This window comes from Bordetella tumbae (assembly GCF_054780995.1).
The window spans coordinates 121484-142462 of the sequence record NZ_BAAGVG010000021.1; the positions used below are offsets into that span (position 1 = coordinate 121484).

At 59.6% G+C, this 20979-nt stretch carries 18 protein-coding genes and 1 pseudogene; 8 read left to right on the forward strand and 11 right to left on the reverse strand.

What is annotated here, in order from left to right; translation table 11 throughout:
• Positions 1 to 13 precede the first annotated feature (13 nt).
• A complete protein-coding gene (locus ACYVI2_RS21890; protein WP_415821959.1) occupies positions 14 to 1735 on the forward strand; it encodes a hydantoinase B/oxoprolinase family protein in 1722 nt (573 codons plus the stop codon).
• Here the strand turns inward: ACYVI2_RS21890 and ACYVI2_RS21895 are convergent.
• Entirely contained in the window at positions 1693 to 2616 is a 924-nt protein-coding gene (locus ACYVI2_RS21895) for a LysR family transcriptional regulator (RefSeq protein WP_415821960.1), read from the reverse strand. The two genes, ACYVI2_RS21890 and ACYVI2_RS21895, sit on opposite strands and share 43 nt — an antisense overlap.
• Before the next feature lie 115 nt (positions 2617 to 2731).
• Between ACYVI2_RS21895 and ACYVI2_RS21900 the strand changes: the two genes are divergently transcribed.
• Positions 2732 to 3721 (forward strand): Bug family tripartite tricarboxylate transporter substrate binding protein, encoded by a 990-nt coding sequence (locus ACYVI2_RS21900; protein WP_415821961.1) that lies wholly within the window; start codon positions 2732 to 2734, stop codon positions 3719 to 3721.
• Between the two features lie 95 nt (positions 3722 to 3816).
• On the opposite strand, the gene ACYVI2_RS21905 is transcribed toward ACYVI2_RS21900, so the two are convergent.
• Together ACYVI2_RS21905 and ACYVI2_RS21910 are read right to left on the reverse strand one after the other, a co-directional pair.
• Positions 3817 to 4731 carry a PhzF family phenazine biosynthesis protein gene (locus ACYVI2_RS21905; protein ID WP_415821962.1) on the reverse strand — a complete coding sequence of 305 codons (915 nt, stop codon included), beginning with the start codon at positions 4729 to 4731 and terminating at the stop codon, positions 3817 to 3819.
• 159 nt (positions 4732 to 4890) lie between these two features.
• Complete coding sequence (locus ACYVI2_RS21910; protein WP_415821964.1) at positions 4891 to 5595, reverse strand: GntR family transcriptional regulator; 705 nt, start codon at positions 5593 to 5595, stop codon at positions 4891 to 4893.
• A gap of 105 nt (positions 5596 to 5700) precedes the next feature.
• Here ACYVI2_RS21910 and araD point away from each other — a divergent pair, with 105 nt between their 5' ends.
• The 4 genes from araD to ACYVI2_RS21930 all read left to right on the forward strand — a co-directional run bounded on the left by araD (position 5701) and on the right by ACYVI2_RS21930 (position 10210).
• The gene (araD, locus tag ACYVI2_RS21915; RefSeq protein ID WP_415821966.1) at positions 5701 to 7434 is read left to right on the forward strand and encodes an L-arabinonate dehydratase; all 1734 of its coding nucleotides are present in this window, start codon (positions 5701 to 5703) and stop codon (positions 7432 to 7434) included.
• Between the two features lie 103 nt (positions 7435 to 7537).
• Positions 7538 to 8257, forward strand: coding sequence for a ribonuclease activity regulator RraA (locus ACYVI2_RS21920; RefSeq protein WP_415821967.1), 720 nt, complete (start codon positions 7538 to 7540; stop codon positions 8255 to 8257).
• A gap of 268 nt (positions 8258 to 8525) precedes the next feature.
• Positions 8526 to 9515: a Bug family tripartite tricarboxylate transporter substrate binding protein gene (locus tag ACYVI2_RS21925; RefSeq protein WP_415821969.1), complete on the forward strand. Its 990-nt coding sequence runs from the start codon at positions 8526 to 8528 to the stop codon at positions 9513 to 9515.
• Positions 9516 to 9721: 206 nt separating this feature from the next.
• On the forward strand, positions 9722 to 10210 hold the full coding sequence (locus ACYVI2_RS21930) for a VOC family protein (protein WP_415821971.1): 489 nt from the start codon (positions 9722 to 9724) through the stop codon (positions 10208 to 10210).
• A 127-nt stretch (positions 10211 to 10337) separates the two neighbouring features.
• Here the strand turns inward: ACYVI2_RS21930 and ACYVI2_RS21935 are convergent, their stop codons facing one another.
• Complete coding sequence (locus ACYVI2_RS21935; RefSeq protein WP_415821972.1) at positions 10338 to 11174, reverse strand: class II glutamine amidotransferase; 837 nt, start codon at positions 11172 to 11174, stop codon at positions 10338 to 10340.
• Positions 11175 to 11224: 50 nt separating this feature from the next.
• Positions 11225 to 11647 (reverse strand): VOC family protein, encoded by a 423-nt coding sequence (locus ACYVI2_RS21940; protein WP_415821974.1) that lies wholly within the window; start codon positions 11645 to 11647, stop codon positions 11225 to 11227.
• Between the two features lie 187 nt (positions 11648 to 11834).
• Between ACYVI2_RS21940 and ACYVI2_RS21945 the strand changes: the two genes are divergently transcribed.
• On the forward strand, positions 11835 to 12881 hold the full coding sequence (locus ACYVI2_RS21945) for an NADP(H)-dependent aldo-keto reductase (protein ID WP_415821976.1): 1047 nt from the start codon (positions 11835 to 11837) through the stop codon (positions 12879 to 12881).
• Positions 12882 to 13490: 609 nt separating this feature from the next.
• On the opposite strand, the pseudogene ACYVI2_RS21950 reads toward ACYVI2_RS21945, so the two are convergent.
• From ACYVI2_RS21950 to ACYVI2_RS21970, 5 genes and pseudogenes are all read right to left on the reverse strand, one after another.
• Positions 13491 to 14198, reverse strand: a pseudogene (locus ACYVI2_RS21950) (haloacid dehalogenase type II); the annotation flags it as partial.
• A gap of 35 nt (positions 14199 to 14233) precedes the next feature.
• Positions 14234 to 14995: an ABC transporter permease gene (locus ACYVI2_RS21955; protein WP_415821977.1), complete on the reverse strand. Its 762-nt coding sequence runs from the start codon at positions 14993 to 14995 to the stop codon at positions 14234 to 14236.
• A gap of 52 nt (positions 14996 to 15047) precedes the next feature.
• Complete coding sequence (locus ACYVI2_RS21960; RefSeq protein WP_415821979.1) at positions 15048 to 15968, reverse strand: ABC transporter ATP-binding protein; 921 nt, start codon at positions 15966 to 15968, stop codon at positions 15048 to 15050.
• A 117-nt stretch (positions 15969 to 16085) separates the two neighbouring features.
• A complete protein-coding gene (locus tag ACYVI2_RS21965; protein ID WP_415821980.1) occupies positions 16086 to 17294 on the reverse strand; it encodes a CaiB/BaiF CoA transferase family protein in 1209 nt (402 codons plus the stop codon).
• An 85-nt stretch (positions 17295 to 17379) separates the two neighbouring features.
• Complete coding sequence (locus tag ACYVI2_RS21970; RefSeq protein ID WP_415821981.1) at positions 17380 to 18249, reverse strand: HpcH/HpaI aldolase/citrate lyase family protein; 870 nt, start codon at positions 18247 to 18249, stop codon at positions 17380 to 17382.
• 238 nt (positions 18250 to 18487) lie between these two features.
• On the opposite strand from ACYVI2_RS21970, the gene ACYVI2_RS21975 reads away from it, so the two are divergent.
• Positions 18488 to 19381, forward strand: coding sequence for a LysR family transcriptional regulator (locus ACYVI2_RS21975; RefSeq protein ID WP_415821982.1), 894 nt, complete (start codon positions 18488 to 18490; stop codon positions 19379 to 19381).
• Between the two features lie 147 nt (positions 19382 to 19528).
• On the opposite strand, the gene ACYVI2_RS21980 is transcribed toward ACYVI2_RS21975, so the two are convergent.
• Entirely contained in the window at positions 19529 to 20254 is a 726-nt protein-coding gene (locus ACYVI2_RS21980) for a hypothetical protein (RefSeq protein ID WP_415821983.1), read from the reverse strand.
• Positions 20255 to 20979: the final 725 nt, after the last annotated feature.

Below are 20979 nucleotides of genomic sequence, written 5' to 3' on the forward strand. Positions count from 1 at the left end.
CTAGGACATACTCATGACGACTCAAACGCCTGCTTTGCGAGACCCCATCGAAATGGAGGTCTTCATCAATCGCCTGCTCTCCATCACCGAGGACATGAACAATACGCTCGTGCGTTCGTCGTTCTCGACCAACATCAAAGAACGCAAAGACTGCTCTGTGGCACTGTTCGACGCCATGGGCAGGCTGGTGGCCCAAGGGACCCAAATCCCCTTGCATCTGGGCTCGCTCAACGGAGCCATGCAGGCAGTGCTGGATCAATATCCCGTTGCACAGATCAAACCGGGCGATGCATTTATCAGCAACGACCCCTACCTGGCCGGCGGCAGCCACCTGCCCGATATCAACATCGTCACCCCTGTTTTTCATGAGGGGCAGCTCGTATTCTTCACGGCCAACGTCGGCCATCATGCCGATGTGGGAGGATCAGTACCGGGCTCCATCGCAGGCGGCCTGCGCACGGTCTTCGAAGAGGGAATCCGCATTCCTGTGGTGCGTATCGCGCGCGACGGCGACATTCAGGAAGACCTGCTGCGGCTGATCTGCAGCAATACCCGCGATCCGGAAGAACGCTGGCTGGATCTGAAAGTCCAGGTCGCCACCAATCAGCGCGGTGCAGTAGCGGTGCAAGGTCTGCTCACGCAAATGGGGTTGGAGCGTGCATTGACTGCCGTAGAGGACCTGATTCAATACACCCGCTCGCGCCTGGAACGCCGCATTTCCGAGTTGAATCCAGGCACGTATTCCTTTGTGCACATGATGGACGATGACGGCCTGGGTGGAGGCGATCCGGTACCGTTGCAGGTCGCAGTCACGGTGTTGCAGGGCCGCCTGCGTTTCGATTTTTCAGGGTCGGGGGCTCAAGCACGCGGTGCGATGAACTTACCCGATAGTGCACTGAAGGCCTGCGTCTACTATGCCGTCAAAGCCTTGCTCGACCCCGAGCTTGCCGCGAACTCCGGGCTGTTCGAGCCGCTGGAAATCGTGGCGCCGCCAGGATCCATCGTCAATCCGCAGGCCCCGGCCGCTGTAGGCGCACGCTCTCTGACAGCACAAAAAGTCGCCGGTGCGATTTTCGGCGCATTCCGCGAGGCGCTGCCGCAGTCACGCATCATGGCTTCGGGCAACGACGTGTGCCCTGCGATCGTATTCTCTGGCCGTTTGGCCAGCCGTCCAGGAGACTTCGTCTATTTGGAGACCGTCGCCGGCGGGTCGGGCGCTCGCGACGACATGGACGGCATGGATGGCGTTCATGTCCACATGACCAACTCATCGAACCTGCCCGTGGAGGCCCTGGAAAACGAGTACCCCTTGCGCGTCGAACGCTATGCGCTGGTGTCCGACTCCGGCGGTGCGGGCCGTCAGCGGGGGGGAATGGCGGTAGCTCGCGAGATACGGGCGCTCGCTGATGGCATCGTTTTCTCGGCACGTTCAGATAACCACGTCGCGGGCCGTGCGAGCGGTGTACTGGGCGGCGGTGATGGCAGGCAGGCACGCCTGGTTTACAAACGTACCGACGGCAATGAGGAAATCATGTCCTCGAAAACCGCCGGCCTGCGTATGGCTCGTGGAGAAAGTGTGTGTCTTGAAACCTCTGGAGCTGGAGGTTTTGGCAATCCCAAAGACCGCGCGGTAACCGCATTGGCCGACGACCTGCACGATGAGCGCGTATCCGTAGCCGCAGCCCGGAAAATCTACGGCGATCTCGTGGATCGGGCGCTGGCATCGAAAGCCTGACCCATCCGTTGTCTCAGCCAGGCATGAGCGTCATCGTTCTGATAGCGCTCATGCCAATAAAGCGACACACTCAAAGGCGGCAGCGGCAAAGGCGCAGGCAATAATTCGATGCCTGCTGCTGCCTTTAACTGACTGGCCACGCTCAACGGCAAGGTGGCAATCATGTCGGTCTGCGCCACCACAAATGGCGTGGCCATATAGCTGCTCAACAGCACCGCCACGTTACGTTGCAAACCCATGGCACGCAATGCGGCATCGACCTGCGCATTGAAGTAGTTCGCATACCCCGACGCATTGATGTGCCCATATTGCAGATACGTGTCCAGATTCCAGGCACGAGCCAGTGCAGGATGCCCTTTACGCACGAGACAGGTGCAGGCCTCTTCGAACAGAAAGCGTGCCCGCAGGTTGTCGGGCGGATCGGGATAGTGGCCGATATAAAGCTCGACGTAGTTCTCTGCCAGCATCTCCAGCGCGCCGCCCAATTTCGGCGGCAAACACCGCAATCCGATACCTGGCCCTTCGCTTTGTACGGCGGACAATATCCTCGGGAAAACGGCCAACTGCAGATAATCACTGGCGCACAGCGTAAAGACGCGTTGTGTCGAGGCAGGGTCAAAGGTCATCTCGCGCGAGATGCTGCGACGCCATGCCTGCAGCAACGGCTGAAAATTGCGATGCAGCTCAAGCGCACGCGGCGTAGGGGTCCAACGATTGCCTTGGCGCTGCAGCAATGGATCGCCAAACAGATAGCGCAATCGACTCAACGCCGAACTCATCGCGGGTTGGCTGATGCCCAGCAACTCCCCGGCTTGAGACACGCTGCTGCACGTCATCAGTGCATCGAAATGCACCAGGAGATTCAAATCGGCGGCTTTCATAGCGTGCGCTTTATAGGCTTATAAGTTTCACCCTGTCGACGCTCTAGGGCATCGTCCCTACTATTTAAACATACTCCCCCAACGTAGGCGGGAGACATAAAACTCAGGGGAATTCATGTTATCCGTCAAGAAAACTTTTGCCTGTTTCCTGCTTTGTTCTGTCTCGGCGCTGTGCGCCATCCCGGCCGCCAATGCAGAGGATGCCTGGCCCGGCGGCAAACCAGTACAGCTCATTGTGCCCTACGCCAACGGGGGATCCACCGATCTGGTCGCGCGACAGCTGGCCGATGCCGTCAGCAAGAAAACCGGCGGACACATCATCGTGGAGAACCGCGCCGGTGCTTCTGGTGTAATCGGAACGTCGTACGTAAATCGCCAGCCCGCAGATGGCTACACCCTATTGCTGGGCACCGTCACCAGCCACGCGATTGCGCCCAGCGTCACCGCCAATCTCCCCTACGACATCGTCAAGGGCTTCACACCGATCACGACAATAGGCACCATTCCTGATGTCATCGTGGTTAACCCTCAATTGGGAGTGAACACGCTGAATGACTTCATCAAGCTGGCCAAATCCCAGCCGGAACAAGTCTCTTACGCGTCGGCCGGCACCGGATCGTCCAGCCACCTGGGTGGCGCCTATTTCGCGGCCGAGGCCGGACTGAAGATGAATCACATCTCCTATCGCGGATCGGGACCTGCATTGATTGACGTACTGGGCGGACACGTCGACATGATGCTCGACGTCGTCATGACTTCGTTGGAGCCTGTCAAAGCCGGCCGCCTGAAGGCCTTGGCAGTGACATCGAAGGAACGATCACCATTGCTGCCCGATGTACCGACGGTACAAGAGGCCGGGATTCCCGGCTTTGAAGCCATCATATGGTTTGCGCTATTCGCCCCTGCCAACATGGACCCTGAGCTGCAGGCCCGTATTGCGAACGCTTTTGACGAAACCATCCAAGAGCCCCAGATGAAGGAACTGTTGCTGCGCCAGGGCATCACGGCCTCGGGAACAGGCCCGGCAGCCCTGGCCGAGACCGTTCGTGCGGACACAGCCAAATGGCGCGACATCGCGAAAAAGGCAGGCGTAGAACCGCAGTAACTGATGGCGTTGAGCGAAATGGTTTCCATGCCACCAACTGCGGCCAGCCGAAAGCTGTGAGTCGGCTCAAGCAACAGGCCGGACAGGAAAACGCCTTACTGAACCAGCGGCGGGAGCAGACTGCCCTCCATCACTACCACAGCCTGCCCCGCAACATGCGCCCATATACCATCAGGGCGGTGCTCGGCGCGCGCGAGCAATAAACTCGCGCGCCCCATATCCACCCCTTGCCCTACGCGCAATCGCAACGTCCCATCGCCGCGCAATGACGCTCGCAATGCCGTTGCCGCGACGGTCGCGCTGCCCGTAGCGGGGTCTTCCGTCATGCGGCCCGTGAACATACGCGCCTGTATGTCAGTGGGGCTATCAACCGTGTCCGAAGCAGTATCCGTGGTGTAGGCATAGATCGACTTGGCGCCATCCAAAGGCAACAAGGCCGCATACTCGTTCGCATCCGGCACAATGCGGCGCAACGCATCGCGGCTGGCAAGCTGAGCGATCAAAAAAGGCGCTCCCACCGATGCCACTTGAGGAACGTGCTCGGACACCTCGATATCTGAGACACTCAACCTCAACGCACGTGCCACAGATTCGACCGGCACCTCGCTGCCCAGCGATAAAGGTTGCGGCGCCAACAGCTCGGCACCATCAATGCCCTGCTCGCTGCGTGCGAGCGAAATCCGCACCAGCCCTGCGATTTCCTCAAACACGAATTCGTCCGGCACAACACGGCCGGCGATAGCCAGCTCGCGAGCCAGGACCACCGCTGTGCCAATGTTCGGATGCCCGGCAAATGGCATTTCTCTATCAGGCGTGAAAATCCTGACCCAAGCCGTATTCGCAGGATCCTTTGGCGGCAGGACAAAGCTGGTTTCTGAATAATTGAATTCCCGAGCAATGATCTGCATTTGCTCGGTACTCAACCCCTCGGCATCCAACACCACTGCCAAAGGATTGCCGCAATAGGCCTGGCTGGTAAAAACATCGGCGGTAACGTAACGGTAGCGCATGCAATTTCTCGTCTGATTGATGCGAGACAGTATATGGGAGCGGGTTACGCCGAGACAGACACAGAACTGACTGATTTACACCATAACAGCAACAACGTACCGCGGGTATCAAACACCACGCGATCAGACAGATGGCGTCGCAACGTCAGCCAACACCCCCTACCTCGCCGTCACATAATCCGGATACCGTGCGCAGATATCCTCGATCTGACTCAACGTGCCTGACAGGTGCTCCCGCAGTGCCGCCTGCGCGCCATTGACATCCTGTTGGGCAATAGCGTCCAGTATGCGTTGATGATCGCGCAGGATGCGGTCGGCTTTACCAGCCTCGGGCAGATGCAGGCGGCGCAGGCGATCGACGTGGCCGCTGTAGCGTTGCTCCAGTTCCCACAATGCTCCGACTCCGGCGGCCACGTGCATGTCCTGATGAAACGCCTGGTCCGCGGCCATGAAAGCGGGATATCGTTCAGCGACACGATTGGCATGCTGGGCGTCGATGTGTGCCTGCAGTTGCTCGACCAATGCCGGATCCTCGCGGGTAGCGAGGACACGCACAATTTCCAACTCGAGAGACAGCCGTAAAAAATGAGCCTGGCGGGCGGCGGCAATGTCGATACGGCTGACGGCGGTGGTGTGTTGCGGATAAATATCCACCAGCCCTTCGTCGCGCAATTGGCTGAGCGCGTCGCGAATCGGCGTCTGGCTCAGCCCGAATGCCTCTGCCAGCTCCACGCGTGCGAGTGGCGCGCCGGGCTTTAACTCCATCGACACAATGAGTTCGCGCAGCTTTTCGAACACCTGCGGCGCCGCATGGCGGGAACGGTCCAGGCGCAGGTCGACGGGCAGCGTTGACGATTGGGTCATAGGCGAGAAAAGAGAAAGATGGCCGGATTGTACCGGGCTGGAGATTCATTGACGCACTAATATATTAGTGTTTTAATCGCCCAAACAGCAAGGGAGACCCTATTCATGACCCGCTCTTACGAAGACCTGCGCAGTGCACGCTGGATGGCGCACGATGATCTGCGCTCGTTTGGCCACCGCTCGCGCATGATGCAGATGGGCTATGGCCCGCAGGATTGGGCCGGTCGCCCGATCATCGCCATCATCAATACCTGGTCCGATCTCAACCCCTGTCACAGCCATTTCAAGCAGCGCGTCGACGACGTCAAGCGCGGCATTTTTCAGGCGGGTGGTTTCCCGGTCGAACTGCCGGCGATTTCCGTATCGGAATCGTTCGTCAAGCCGACCACCATGCTGTATCGCAATTTCTTGGCGATGGAAACCGAGGAACTGCTGCGCAGCCACCCGGTAGACGGCGCCGTGCTGATGGGCGGCTGTGATAAATCCACCCCCGGCCTGCTGATGGGCGCCTTCAGCGCCAACCTGCCCTGTGTCTATCTGCCTGCCGGCCCGATGCTGCGCGGCAACTGGAAAGGCAAGGTCCTGGGCTCCGGCTCCGATGCCTGGAAACTGTGGGACGAACGCCGTGCCGGCAACATCACCAAAGAGGACTGGACCGAGGTCGAGGGCGGCATCGCGCGCAGCTACGGTACCTGCATGACCATGGGCACGGCCAGCACCATGACGGCGATTGCCGAATCGATTGGCATGACACTGGCGGGCGCCTCGTCGATCCCCGCCGCCGACGTGAACCACATGCGCATGTCGGCCGAGTGCGGCCGCCGCGTGGTGGAAATGGTGTGGGAAGACCAGACTCCGCAGAAAATCCTGTCGGTGGCGTCGTTCAAGAACGCCATCAACGTGGCCATGGCCATGGGCTGCTCGACCAACGCGATCGTGCACTTGGTCGCCATGTCGCGCCGTGCAGGCTGCGCAGTGGGTTTGGATGATTTTGACGCCGCCAGCCGCAAGGTCCCGGTGATCGCCAACATCCGTCCCAGCGGCGACAAATATTTAATGGAAGACTTCTACTACGCAGGCGGCCTGCCCGGCCTGATGACGCGGTTGGCGAAAGACCACCTGGATCTGTCCGCGATGACAGTCTCTGGGCGTACGCTCGGTGAAAACCTGGAGGGCGCTGGCGTCTATAACGACGACGTGATTCGCCCGCTGGATAACGCCATCTATGATGAAGGCGCGCTTGCCGTCCTCAAAGGCAACCTGGCCCCCGACGGCTGCGTGATCAAGCCCAGCGCCTGCGCCCCGCAATTCCTGCAGCACACGGGCCCGGCCCTGGTGTTCGACGACTATCCCAGCATGAAGGCCGCCGTGGATGACGAGAATCTGGACGTCACCGCCGACCACATCATGATCCTGCGCAACGCCGGCCCGCAAGGCGGCCCGGGCATGCCGGAATGGGGCATGCTGCCGATCCCGACCAAGCTCGTAAAACAGGGCGTACGCGACATGCTGCGTCTGTCCGATGCCCGCATGAGCGGCACCAGCTATGGCGCGTGTATTTTGCATGCAGCGCCGGAATCCTACATCGGCGGTCCGCTGGCCCTGGTGCGCACGGGCGACCTGATCACGGTGGACGTGCCGAACCGCACGATTCATTTGAACATCAGCGATGAGGAAATGGCAGCCCGCCGTACAGCCTGGACACCCCCGCCCAAGCGCTACGAACGAGGCTACGGCTGGATGTATTCCAAGCACATCCTGCAAGCCAACGACGGCTGCGATTTTGATTTCCTGGAAACGAGCTTTGGCGAACCGGTGCCCGAGCCCAGCATTTTCTGATTGTGCCTGCCCCTGCTGTTGAGGCCCGTTGCCTCCATCGTAACGACCTCACAGCTCTCGTGCCCGACTTTATAAGTCTGACCTGATAACTCTAGAGACAGCAATGACCACCCTATCCGATACCACCCGCAGCATCCTGCAGGGCGTCAGCACCGCCACCTTGTGCACCGCGCTTTTCAAGCGTGGTCTGCGCAATCAGTTCATCCAGGACGTGCATCCGTTGAACCCCAAACTGCCCAACATGGTCGGCCCGGCCTTTACGCTGCGCTACATCCCCGCACGCGAAGACCTGAACACCATCAAAGTGTTTGAAGACCGCGGCCATCCGCAACGCGTGGCCGTGGAAACCTGCCCCGAGGGCTCGGTGATGGTGATCGATAGCCGTAAAGACGCGCGCGCCGCCTCGGCAGGCTCTATCCTCGTGACGCGCCTGATGAAACGCGGCGTAGCGGGTGTCGTGACCGATGGCGGTTTCCGCGACTCGCCCGAGATCGCCAATCTGGATATCCCGGCCTATCACAACCGTCCTTCAGCCCCGACGAACCTGACGCTGCACCAAGCCCTGGATATCAATGCGCCGATCGGCTGCGGCGACGTGGCCGTGTTCCCTGGCGACATCGTGGTCGGTGACGGCGAAGGCGTGGTCATCATCCCAGCGGACATCGCCGACGACATCGCTCGGGAAGCCCATGAAATGACGGCGTTCGAAGACTTCGTCACCAGCGAAGTCCAGGGCGGCCGCAGCATCCTGGGCCTGTACCCGCCCACCGATCCGCAAACCCGCGAACAATTCGCCGCCTGGCGTACGAAAAACGGGCGTTAAAGCCCGTCGCCGGTCTGCTGGTTGTCGAGATTGCGATGACAGCCAGCAGGCCTTGCAAGACCCCTCAATGTCCTGCCAGCAGCAACAACAACAATAAAAGCCTCACGCCATGCCTGTCCCGTATTTCCATGGGACCCGGCACAGGCAGCGACAAGCAGCAGCATTGACCTAGCAAGCACGCAGTTTCCACGCCGAACGCTCGGCCAGTGCCGATCATCCCACTCGACGGCACGCACACTTGACCAATAAAACCATTACGGAGACAACGATGAACCTCACCCGACGCCGTCATCTAGTGTTAACACTGGCCGCGGCCGCCCTGGCCACTTGCGGTCTGCCCGCGCAAGCCGCGGACTGGCCGACCGAGAAACCGATTTCGTATGTCGTGCCCTTTACCGTCGGCGGTTCCACCGATGTCGTGGGCCGCCTGTTGGCACAGAAACTCGCCGAGCGCTTGAAACAGAACGTGATCGTGGAAAACAAACCCGGTGCGGCAGGCGGTATCGGCGCGAGCTACGTCGCCAAGGCCACGCCCGACGGCTACACCTTGTTTGGCGGCACCATCAGCACGCACGCCATCAATGCCAGCCTGTACAAAAACCTGCGCTACGACCCGGTCAAAGACTTCGAGCCGGTATCGCTGGTCGCCACGTTGCCCAACGTGTTGCTGGTGGATCCCAACCTGGGCGTGAATTCTGTCGCAGATTTGATCGCGCTGCTCAAACGCGATCCGACCAAGCGTACCTTTGCCTCGTCCGGACAGGGCACGTCGACTCATTTGGCGGGTGAACTGTTCGCAGACACGATTGGTGTGCCGCTCACCCACGTGCCCTATAAAGGCACTCCGCCTGCCATGGTGGATGTGTCCGCAGGCGCGGTGACGTTCATGTTCGACCAGATGACGGCCGCCCTGCCCTTGCTGCAGAACGGCAAACTCAAACTGCTGGCGGTGACCACGCCAAAACGCATCGCGCTGGCCCCGGATACGCCCACCATGGAAGAAGCCGGGGTGAAAGGATTCCAGATGGCGTCATGGCAAGCGGTGTACGCCCCCAAAGGCACGCCCAAGCCCATCGTTGACCGCCTGTCCCAGGAAATCGCCGCCATTCTGAAAGAACCCGACGTCCAGGAAAAACTGGGTAAAACCATGGGGATGGAACTGGTCGGCAGCAGCCCGGAACAACTGCGCGATCTGATGGCGACGGAAATCCCGCGCTGGGCGGAGGTCGTCAAAAAATCAGGTGCCAGTGTCGATTAACGCGACGCTCACGCCCTGCCCTCAAGACGCGGCCCTGGCCCCCGGGGAATACATCCGGGTGTTACAGGCCGCCAGCCCACCCCTCTCGGCCCTGCCAGCGGCAATTGGATAAAAAAAGTCACGCAGTTTGTCGATCTGGATGTCTATCATTCGTCGTAGGGATAGAACCCTGCCAACCCGGCAGGGGCACCTTTCAGGAGCCTGCCATGGCCACTGTCAAACCCATTCCCGAAGGCATGCATACCGTGACCCCTCACCTGATTTGCGAGGGGGCAGCCGAAGCCATCGCTTTCTATGTCAAGGCTTTCAATGCGGTCGAGCTGGCCCGCCTGCCGGGCCCGGACGGCAGGATCATGCACGCGATGGTGCAAATCGGAGACTCCAAAATCATGCTGGCCGACGCGTTTTCCGAATGCGGCGCCATGAGCCCCAAAGGGCTGCAGGACTCGCCGGTGTATCTGCATATCTATGTCGAAGACGTCGATGCCGCCATGGCGCAAGCCGAAGCCGCCGGCGCAAAGGTCACCATGCCGGCGACGGATATGTTCTGGGGGGATCGCTATGGGCAGCTCACCGATCCCATCGGACATCGCTGGTCGATTGCGACGCATAAACAGGATCTGACCCCTGAACAGATCCAGGAGGCAATGCGCGCGGCGTTTTCTGAAATGAGCAAGAATCAGAGCGCGGCCTGATCCAATCGGGTCCTGCGCAGCGGGTCCCGAACTTGACCGGATGCCAGCCGTTGCGCTTCGCACCATGTTGCCTATCCCGTTGCAACGAACGATGCTCGGGGATTGTGGTGCGATGCACGCGCCGCTTCTATAAGCCGCCCGGCACAAAGGGGAAATACTGTACGTCCCCTTTGTGCGCAATGATGGCCGTGGCCTCGGGGACTTCTTGCCAGACGCCGGGCAGTTCGGTCAACGGCTCGGACAACAGCATATAGGTGTCGTCTCCGAGTGCAGCAATGCGAGGCTCGTCGGGATACAGCTGTTTCAAATGGCGCACGTCGTTGTTATGAAACAGCGTACGCGAGTTGGCCTCGCTCGAATATCGCACTGCAATCAGGCGCTCACCATCCAGCGCGCAGATGGTCATATTCAACGGATGCGCCACGCCGTGCCGGTGGCCGGCGTCTTCCACCGCGGCGGCCATCCGTTCCAACGCAGGCAGGGGGTCTTTTTCCAGACCGAAGGTCAACGCCAACAAGAACATGACCTCCGAATCCGTCGACCCCTCCAGTGAGAGAAAGTAGCGCGGATCCACCTGCATCAGCAGCTCGCGCCGCAGCACGGGATAATCCCTGATCGACCCATTGTGCACAAACAACCAGCGGTCATGGCGAAACGGATGGCAGTTGGTTTCCTGGGCAGGCGTATCCGTTGCCGCACGAATGTGGGCGACAAATAACGGCGCCCTGATCGCGCGCGCGGCCTCTCGCAGATTGCGATCGTTCCAGGCGGGATGAATACTGCGATAGCGAAATGGCGCCTCATCGGGATCGGGGCCATACCAGCCCACGCCAAAACCATCCCCATTCGTCGTGGTCGCCCCCAGACGCGAATGCAGGCTCTGATCGATCAGCGAATGCTGCGCTTTGAAAATCACCAGATCCAGCTGCAAGGGATCACCGGAATAAGCCATCCAGCGGCACATAGCCATGCTCCTGCGGGTTGCTCGAGTGGGAGTTATAGCAGCAAACCGGTTCAGTCCTGTGGCAAGAACTCAGGATTCCAGACGACTTCCCAAAGATGGCCATCCGGGTCTTGAAAATACCCCGCGTATCCGCCCCAGAATGTGTCGCCTGCGACTTTAACGATCTGAGCGCCCGCCTCGCGGGCCTGCTGCATGACCTGATCGACTTCGGCCTTGTCGGCAACGTTATGGGCCAACGAAAACTCTGTGGCGCTGCGAGGGCCCTGTGGCACCTGCGTATCGTGCGCCAGGCTGGCACGAGGCCATAGCGCCAGCTTCAGACCCGGTTGCATGTCAAAAAACGCGACGGCGCCGTATTCGAATTCCGTGCCGATAATACCCGGCGTCTCGAGCCCCAGACCATCGCGATAAAACTGTATCGCACGATCCAGATCGTCCACACCCAAAGTGATAAAACTCACGCGAGGTTTCATTCGTACTCCTGAAGTATGCCGGCCGGTACAACGCGGCAACGCGCATCGATCGATGCAAGGGACTCTCCGTCACGCCAGCGCGTTGCCCCTGCCGGAGAGCATTAGCTCATGCCCTCCTATTTAATCACTCCTTCAGCTCAGAGGAGTAACATCAGACGCGTTTCCTTTCCTCACTCGGAGCCCTCTCTTGAAATACCGCAAACTTGGCCGCACCGATACCGAAGTCAGTCTGATTGGCCTGGGCACGATGACTTGGGGCGAGCAAAACAGCGAAGCCGAAGCCCATGAACAGCTGGATTACGCACTATCGCGCGGCGTCAATCTCGTCGACACCGCCGAGATGTATCCCGTGCCGCCCAAGCCCGAAACCCAAGGCCGCACTGAAACCTATATCGGCACCTGGCTGGCCAAAACGAAACGCCGTCAGGACATTGTGCTGGCCAGCAAGGCGGCAGGCCCGGTCCGCGACCCGAAACGCCCCGGACACATCCGCAACGGCAAGACCAACCTGGATCGCAAGAACCTGACCGAGGCCCTGGACGCCAGCCTGAAACGCCTGCAGACGGACTATCTGGATCTGTATCAACTGCACTGGCCAGATCGCACCACAGCCACGTTCGGACGCGACTATCCGTGGATCGACGACGATTACACCGTGCCGGTTCAAGAAACACTGGAAGTCCTGCAGGACTTCGTACGCGCGGGCAAAGTCCGCCACATCGGTGTATCGAACGAAACGCCATGGGGCGTCGCACAGTTTCTAAAGCATTCTGAAAACCAGGGTCTGCCTCGCATCGCCACGATTCAGAACCCATACAGTCTGCTCAATCGCGTCTACGAAACCGGCTTGTCCGAATTCAGTCATCTGGAACAAGTGAGCCTGCTGGCCTATTCACCGTTAGCGATGGGTGTGCTCTCGGGCAAATACCTGAATGGCGCACGCCCCGAAGGCGCCCGACTCACGCTGTTCACGCGTTTTACGCGCTACAGCAATCCGCAGACCGACGCAGCGACCGAACAATACGTGAAGCTGGCGCGTGATCACGGCCTGTCGCCCACGCATCTGGCGCTGGCCTGGGTGAACCAGCAACGCTCTGTCGCCAGCAACCTGATCGGTGCGACAACGCTGGAACAGCTCAAGGAAAACATCGACAGCGTCGATGTGACGCTGTCCGACGATATCCTCAAAGCCATCGACGCGATTCACACGCAGCATCCTAATCCTGCGCCGTAAATCGATCGGGGGGCAAAGAGGAAGATTTTGCGGTGTTCCGATTCGTGTGTGCCCTGACACACGCGAATCGCGATGGGTCCGGGCATGCGACGGGGTGGCGTGGTGCTTGGTTGGAAGATCTGCTTGGCTAGAGTTGATGCATGCGATGATGGTGCGTAGCTCATCTCTAGGGATAACGAAATCGTAGCTCGAGAGATCTTCTGTTTATCTCCGATGCCAAAGCCTTCGCATGCAGATCCCAAACGCTATTCATTGGCGCGCCCGTAGGCGTCAATGAATAGCAACCCTGCAAGATCTTCATCCTTGCAAAAACCAGTTCCTACGAAGCCTAAGAAAACCACCCGTGCAAGCGGCGAGGGAATCAGAGATGCTGCGAGTCGATGCGGGGCAGTGACCGTGTTGGCGCGCCTCGTGGCCGAGCGAGTGGAAGTCGAAGGGAGGCCCGAAGGGGCCGTACGAGACGAACGAAGCGGTGTCGGCCGCGCAGGCGGCCGACCGGCCACGTGAAGCGCCAACACGGTCACTGCCCCGCATCGACGTCGAATAGAACTCAGACCCCGCCCAGCCCCACGCAACGCAACGCAACGCAACGCAAAGTTCAGACCTAGCTCAGCCCACCAATCGATCCGCCAGCTGTCCGAGATCGTCAGCCACCGCATCCCAGTCCTGCTCAGCCGCCAGATCCGTCTTTTGATCCGGCCCATGCTCGGTCGGGCGAAGCACGAACGCCGTTTTCAAACCGCATTTACGCGCCGCGGCCAGATCGTTGTTATGCGCGGCGACCAGGCACATCTGGTCGGGTGCCAGGCCCAACACATCAGCAGTGCGCAGATAGGCTTCGGGCGTAGGCTTGTAAGCCTGCGCGACCTCTGCGCCCAGAATCGCATCCCATGGCAGGCCGGCGCGTTTCGCCATATCCAGCATCAGCCGGATATTGCCATTCGATAGCGGCGCAATGATATAGCGCGTTTTCAGGCGCGTCAGGCCCGCGACCGAATCGGGCCACGGATCCAGGCGATGCCAGGCGAGATTCAGCGCATCCAACTCTGCCGGCGGGATCCCGTCAGGATTCATGCCCAATTCGCGCAGCGCCTTTTCCAGATTCTCACGATGCAACACATCCAGGCGGACAAACGGCCGCTGACCGCTGCGCACGGCCTCCATGGAGGGCGAGTACTGGCGACGCCATGCGTCTGCCAACGCGAGGGGTTGTACGCCCCCCTGCCCATACTTCGCCAAGAATGGTTCGGCCTCGCGCGCAACGCCATTGCGCCAATCCACGACCGTGCCAAAAACATCAAACACCAATGCCTGAACCTTATCCCATACCATGATGTGCCGCCTCCTTTGAATTAGGTCTTCAAACGATACCCCGTCAGGAATATCCATCGCACTGCGATCAAGCACACGACCAGGAACACCACGGTCATGCCCAGGCTGATGGATACGCTGACATCCGATACGCCGTAAAAACTCCAGCGGAACCCGCTGACGAGATAGACGACCGGATTGAATAGGCTCAACGTCTGCCAGATGGGCGGCAGCATGTTGATGGAATAAAACGTGCCGCCCAAAAACGTCAGCGGTGTGATGATCATCAGCGGGATGATCTGCAGTTTTTCAAATCCGTCGGCCCAGACACCGATGATGAAACCAAACAGGCTGAAGGTCACCGACGTCAGGATCAGAAAGCCTATCATCCAGAGTGGATGCTGGATGTGGAACTCGACAAACAGGCGTGCTACGGCCAGTGTGATCAGCCCCAAGATGACGGACTTGCTCGCGGCTGCCCCCACGTAGCCGATCACGATCTCGATGTAGGAAATCGGCGCGGAATGGATTTCATAGATCGTGCCGGAAAAACGCGGCATATAGATCCCGAACGACGCGTTGGCCACGCTCTGCGTCAGCAGCGACAGCATGATCATGCCTGGCACGATAAACGCCCCGTAGCTGACGCCCTCGATCTCGACCATATGCGAACCGATGGCCGAGCCGAACACGACGAAATACAGCGCGGTAGATACCACAGGCGATGCCACACTCTGCATGAGCGTGCGGCGTGCGCGGGCCATTTCAAATAAATAGATGGCTCGAATAGCGTAAAAATTCATTGTTTACCTCGAATAGCCTCGGCATTCATGGGCAGAGAGCAAAACGCCAACGTCATGCGTTCACCAAGCTCACAAAGATGTCTTCCAGAGAGCTTTCGGATGAACTCAGATCGGTGAACTCGATTCCGGACTCATCCAATTGGCGCAGCAAGCGGGCGATCTCTCCGCCTTCGTGCTGATTGTCGTAGGTATAGACCAGCTGATAGCCATCGCCAATGAGCTCCAGGCCGTAGGCCGCGAGTGCCGGTGGAACAGCCGGCAGCGCGTTTTTCAGCGTCAAGGTCAATTGCCGCTTGCCCAGTTTTTTCATCAACGTCTGGGTTTCCTCGACCACGATGATCTCGCCCTTGCGGATCACGCCGACACGGTCGGCCATTTCCTGGGCTTCTTCAATGTAGTGCGTGGTCAGGATGATCGTGACGCCGCTCTGGCGCAGGCGTCGCACCATGTCCCACATGCCTCGACGCAACTCCACGTCGACACCGGCAGTCGGCTCATCCAGAAACAGGATATCGGGCTCGTGCGATAGCGCTTTGGCGATCATCACGCGACGTTTCATGCCGCCTGACAACGCCATGATGCGCGTATCCTTTTTTTCCCACAGAGACAGGTCGCGCAGGATCTTTTCGATATAGTCCGGATTGGCCGGCTTGCCGAACAGGCCGCGGCTAAAGGTCACCGTATTCCAGACGTTTTCAAACGCGTCCGTGGAAATTTCCTGCGGCACGAGCCCGATGCGCGCACGCGCCGCACGATAGTCGGTCACGATGTCGTGGCCATCGGCCAGTACACGCCCCTGCCCCGGCGTCACGATGCCGCACAGGATGCTGATCAGCGTGGTCTTGCCTGCGCCATTGGGCCCCAACAAGGCAAATATCTCGCCACGCTGGATGTCCAGGTTGATGTTTTTCAAGGCCTGATGCCCTGACGCGTAGGTCTTGGATAGGCCTTGCACGGAAATGACGGGTTGCACGCGGACCTCTATATGGCGTTTGACCCAGTCATTTTACGTGTTCAATTTCTGCGCGTCGTTCCATAAAAATGGGAACATTGTTCCGTTATGTTGACTAATCGTCCGCGATCAAGCTCCTCAGAGCACTGCCCGTTGCGCTTTCAATGCGGCAATCTGTTCGGACGATAGCTCCAACTCCGCCAACACATCGTCAGCGTGTTGACTAAAGGCTGGTGCCGCAAACGGTGCAGGGCCCGGCGTGCGGCCATACTTGATCGGATTCGCAAATCCGCGGTAATTCCCTACCACCGGATGTTCGTAGTTCGCCACCATGCCTTCGGCCTGCACCTGCGGAAAATCGAACATGTCTTCGATAGTGCGGGCAGCGGCGCACGGCACCTCTTCGCCGAACAGGGCTTCCCACTCGAACGCACTGCGCGCCTGCAAGGCCTCGTGCAGACGCGGCACGATCTCGTCGCGGTGTTCAGCGCGTTTACGCACCGAGTCATAGCGCGGGTTCGCAGCCAATTCGTCCAGACCGGTTTTCGCGCACAATGCCGCCCAGAAATGCGGCGTGTTTGCGGAGATATACAGATAACCCTCGCGCGTGGGATGCAGACCGGTGATACCACCCGAGCGCATGTCGCGCCCGACCTCGCGAGGTTCGTCTTCTGCCCAGATCATGCGGGCAGACTGCATGGTCAAGGCACTGCGCAACAATGACACACCCACGTATTGTCCACGTCCGCTGCGTTCACGCTCGTACAGGGCAGACGAAACACCGGAGGCCACCAGCGCCGCCGCGTAGTAATCCACGACGGAGCCGTACAGGATCTCGGGCGGGCCGTCGGCCTTGCCTTGCATCGCGCACATGCCTGTCATGGTCTGCAGGACCTGATCGTAGCCCGCCTTGTCTTTCAAAGGGCCGGTATCTCCGTAACCCGTCACCGCGCAATAGATCAGGCGCGGATTGATTTCCTGCAATTGTTCGTATGCAATGCCTAATCGAACCGGCACGCTGGGACGAAAGTTATGCACCAGAACATCCGCGCGGCTGGCCAGATCGCGCAGGACTTGTTGAGCCTCGGGCTGTTTCAAATCCAGAGCCAGGCCCCGTTTGCTGCGATTGACGCCTAGAAATGCGCGGCTCTCGGATTCGAGGGACGATGGATATTTACGCAGGTTGTCGCCAACGGGAGGCTCGATTTTGACGACGTCGGCGCCTTGGTCAGCCAGCAGCGAGCAGCCATAGGGGCCTGCGATATAGGCGCTGAGGTCGAGTACGCGGACACCATGCAATGGGCCTTGGCCTTGTGGCGCCACGGAATCAGGGGTAGATAAAGTCATCCAGTGCTCCGGGAAACTTCGGTATTCATATCGAGGAGGAAAGGGTCGCAGCGCTAGGCTGCGAATACCATGTCGTCAGTCGTTTTCACGACGGCAGCAAGCCCGAACGTTTTGCCGTTTCCACAATCGCCTCGGCACGTCGTACGAATGGGGGATCGATCATTTTTCCATCGACCACATAAGCGCCGACGCCGCGAGCGTCGGCATCGCGCGCGGCCTCGACCACACGTACCGCATGGGCGATTTCCTCGTCGCTCGGGCGGAACGCCGTGTTCGCCAAGGCGACCTGACTGGGATGAATGCAGCTTTTGCCTAAAAATCCCAAGCGACGCGCTAACTCGGCCTCGGCCTGAAAGCCTTCGGCATCGCGAATGTCGGCAAAGGCCGAATCATAGGCAAACACGCCTGCCTCCCCCGCCGCCAGCCGCAGCGAAAACATGGCCTGCTTGACCGCGCTGGGCTCGCGCCGCGCGATCCCCAGTGGCTCGAACAGATCGCCCAAGCCCAATTGCAGCCCCGCCACGCGCGAATCGGCGGCGGCCAGATCGGCCGCGCAGCGCAACGCACGCGGCGATTCGATATTGAGCAGCAGACGAATTGGCCGTGTCACACCATTGGCGCTTTCAGCCTCGGCCAGCACGCGTGCGGCTTCGCGGATCTGCTCCACGTCCTCGGCCTTGGGCAAGTTCAGCATATGCAGTCCCGGACGCGCCACGGCCTGCACATCCGCGAGAAAGTACGGCGTATCCATGGCATTGACCCGCACGATCAGCGTTTTTTCCGTGGCCTGCGCCTCCGGCGAGGCGAGCCATTGCGCCAACTGCTGCCGGGCCTCGTCTTTGCGATCGGCCGCGACCGAGTCTTCCAGGTCAAACGACAAGGAATCCGCCTGCCCAGCCAAGGCCTTGGCGTATAGCTCGGGCCGCGAGGCCGGGACGAAAAGTTTGCTTCTCATTGTGATCATCCAAGTCAGTCATCAAAAGCGGCATTGCCACCAGGTCCGGAAGGCCCCTCACAATACAACGGGACTCGATTACAGCACCGCCATGCATCCACTAATGCCGTGGTGTCGCACGCCTGGCCTCAGGCCGAGTCCGTCTGCGCAAAGATGTGCGGGCCCAGGCTCCAGATACTAGGCTAGCCGACTGATGATATAAAGTGAGGAATATTAATCCGCTAAGTGAGTATTTCTCATGAAGATCGAAGCCTTTCGCACGCTGGGCGCGGTGCTGCGCGGCGGCAGTTTTGCGGCAGCGGCGGCGGATATGAACCTGTCGCCCAGCGCGGTCAGCCTGCAGATGAAGCAGATGGAGGAATATTTTGGCCAGCCGTTGTTTGACCGCTCTGCCCTGCAGGCGCGGCCCAATGCGTTTGCCGAAGAGGTCGACGAGGTATTGCGCGAAACGTTCGCCAAGCTGGATGCGCTGCGCCGCCGCAGTTCGCCCACCGTATCAGGCACCGTACGCCTAGGTATCATCGAGCCATTGCAGGTCACGCTGCTGCCTCCGATGTTGCGTTGGGTGCGAGAGCATTATCCCCAGCTGGATGTGCGTCTGGTGCGTGGACGCGTTGTCGAACTCGTAGAAAAACTCAAAACCGGCGAGTTGGACGCAGCGGTCGTGACTCAACCCGAATCGGGCGGTTCACGCCGCCTGGCCTGGACGCCGTTATTCCAAGAGCCTTTGGTCGCCATTGCACCGCCGGATTCCACCGAAGAAACCTTGAGTGAGCTGATGCATCAACACGAATGGATCCGCTTTGACAAAACCACGATCGGCGGCGGGTTGGCAGCGCGCTATGTCGCCCAGCACGCTCCCCACGCGCGCTGCCGGCTGGAACTGCAGTCCTTGGCCGCATTGACTGCCCTTGTGTCCGAGGGACTCGGGGTATCGGTTCTGCCGGACCCCGGACCGCAGGTATATGCGGTACATCCAGTACGCGTGCTATCGCTAGGGAAACGCGGGCCAGCGAGGCAGATGGCTTTCGTCTGCCGGCAATCCGATCAGGAAAACCGCTTGGTGCAGGCATTGCTATCAGGTGCCAAGGCGGCACATGCGCGGCGCATGGGTCTCAGCATCACTCCGTAAATATCTGGGCCTCGCTTCAGCACCTAATTCATTTCCAGCCGCCGTCGCGTTCCTCTGCGAATAGCTCAAGTGCTGGCGCCAGCGATGCGACTGGCCGCGCTGGCACAGGCTCTTGCACTGGCACTGGCACTGGCACTGCACAAGCACTCAGCCAGAATGCTTGCTGCGCCAGTACGGGCCATCAAAGCCCGCACATAATTGGTCAAATATATTTTGCGTGGCATTGCTAGGCCGCGACATGTTGCCGGCTGTGTCGATACGCAAACTCGAACGCTGAAACTCGACGCGCTCGTTGTCCTGCCGCTTTGCATTGCGAATCACGTTGACGAATTGAATCTCGCCATCGTGGTCTTCGACATTCAGCTCCAGCCAAAGATCCGGCCGGCTCATCGTGGACAAGCTGTAGTACAGCACGTTGATCAGCGGCACGTAGCGGCGCGCCCTCGTGGGTGCACAATCGACGCGGTAATCACGCACCATCCGCTCGGCATGTGCGCTCTGAAAATGAATGCGCGAATCGTATTTCGCAGCAAGCCCGGCGGCGAAAGCATCAGGATCACTGCCCTCTTTCACCTGCAGCTCGAGCCAGTCGCAACTGGCTTTCTTCAAATAGAAATAGTGGCTGCGGGGAATGCCATCTGCGCCTTGCGTCACGACAATCGCGCCGCCGCCGTTCAAAATTACCCTGGCATGCGCACGCGTGTCCGTGTCGTTCAAACGCTGCGGAATGCCTTGCGGAAACGTCTCGCAAGAGGTCTCGCTCGCACCGGCTCGATAAACGGGGTTGCTGTAGAACGCATCCAACGCATCGGCCTGCGCACTGCCGGCAGCCAATAGCGTCATTGCTGACAGCACCACACTGCTTATTCTCATCCCATACTCCCAGGCGCCTCACTGTTCACAACGAGCGATATCCGGCAACGCTGCTCATTGAAAGCAGCACGCGAGCATGGGATTAAACACTAAAAAAAACCCCACGCTGCAATGCCAGTCGGTTAAGCCCTGACTGGGCATTTTTTTATCGCCGGGTCGCCTCAAGATAAAAACGCCCCCTCGGGGGCAGCAAGCCGAAGGCGCAGCGTGGGGGCATTTTTTTTATCGCTGTTGGTGTTGTAGGCGTTTGCTGTTCGTGATTGTCTCTCTGAAGGCGTCCCTGTCGCGTGCCTGGGCGTGGCGCCGGGCCTATCGCACGGACTCGGCCCATGAGCAGGGGCCTCGGTCCGCTGCGCGGACTAAATCCGTGCTCAACGGCCCGGCACCACGCCCAGGCACGCGACAGGGACTCACGATGGGAGAATGCAACGAGGGCTGAGGGCCATCAGCTGTTTTTTGAAGCTGTCTTTGCCAATGCGATAGGCAGGTTCATGTCATGTGGCCAAACTGACACAAATCAACGGAGTCTGCTCAACAACGAGAAGCGTACAAACATCCGTCAATGGCAGACATTGCCAGCAGGAGGTCGGCGTGTAAAAGCCCCGCCGGGCCGTTGAGCCGCGATTTAGCCCGCGAAGCGGGCCGAGGCCCCTGCTTGTCCTGGTCTAATGTAAGTGGACACGTAGATAGGGTCATTGACCCTAGCCAGGAACACTTACGACTAT

Bases quoted from the DNA above. Each gene is read 5' to 3' on its own strand.
- ACYVI2_RS21890 (WP_415821959.1), top strand. From the start codon at position 14: ATGACGACTCAAACGCCTGCTTTGCGAGACCCCATCGAAATGGAGGTC.
- ACYVI2_RS21895 (WP_415821960.1), bottom strand. From the start codon at position 2,616: ATGAAAGCCGCCGATTTGAATCTCCTGGTGCATTTCGATGCACTGATG.
- ACYVI2_RS21900 (WP_415821961.1), top strand. From the start codon at position 2,732: ATGTTATCCGTCAAGAAAACTTTTGCCTGTTTCCTGCTTTGTTCTGTC.
- ACYVI2_RS21905 (WP_415821962.1), bottom strand. From the start codon at position 4,731: ATGCGCTACCGTTACGTTACCGCCGATGTTTTTACCAGCCAGGCCTAT.
- ACYVI2_RS21910 (WP_415821964.1), bottom strand. From the start codon at position 5,595: ATGACCCAATCGTCAACGCTGCCCGTCGACCTGCGCCTGGACCGTTCC.
- araD (WP_415821966.1), top strand. From the start codon at position 5,701: ATGACCCGCTCTTACGAAGACCTGCGCAGTGCACGCTGGATGGCGCAC.
- ACYVI2_RS21920 (WP_415821967.1), top strand. From the start codon at position 7,538: ATGACCACCCTATCCGATACCACCCGCAGCATCCTGCAGGGCGTCAGC.
- ACYVI2_RS21925 (WP_415821969.1), top strand. From the start codon at position 8,526: ATGAACCTCACCCGACGCCGTCATCTAGTGTTAACACTGGCCGCGGCC.
- ACYVI2_RS21930 (WP_415821971.1), top strand. From the start codon at position 9,722: ATGGCCACTGTCAAACCCATTCCCGAAGGCATGCATACCGTGACCCCT.
- ACYVI2_RS21935 (WP_415821972.1), bottom strand. From the start codon at position 11,174: ATGTGCCGCTGGATGGCTTATTCCGGTGATCCCTTGCAGCTGGATCTG.
- ACYVI2_RS21940 (WP_415821974.1), bottom strand. From the start codon at position 11,647: ATGAAACCTCGCGTGAGTTTTATCACTTTGGGTGTGGACGATCTGGAT.
- ACYVI2_RS21955 (WP_415821977.1), bottom strand. From the start codon at position 14,995: ATGAATTTTTACGCTATTCGAGCCATCTATTTATTTGAAATGGCCCGC.
- ACYVI2_RS21965 (WP_415821980.1), bottom strand. From the start codon at position 17,294: ATGACTTTATCTACCCCTGATTCCGTGGCGCCACAAGGCCAAGGCCCA.
- ACYVI2_RS21970 (WP_415821981.1), bottom strand. From the start codon at position 18,249: ATGAGAAGCAAACTTTTCGTCCCGGCCTCGCGGCCCGAGCTATACGCC.
- ACYVI2_RS21975 (WP_415821982.1), top strand. From the start codon at position 18,488: ATGAAGATCGAAGCCTTTCGCACGCTGGGCGCGGTGCTGCGCGGCGGC.
- ACYVI2_RS21980 (WP_415821983.1), bottom strand. From the start codon at position 20,254: ATGAGAATAAGCAGTGTGGTGCTGTCAGCAATGACGCTATTGGCTGCC.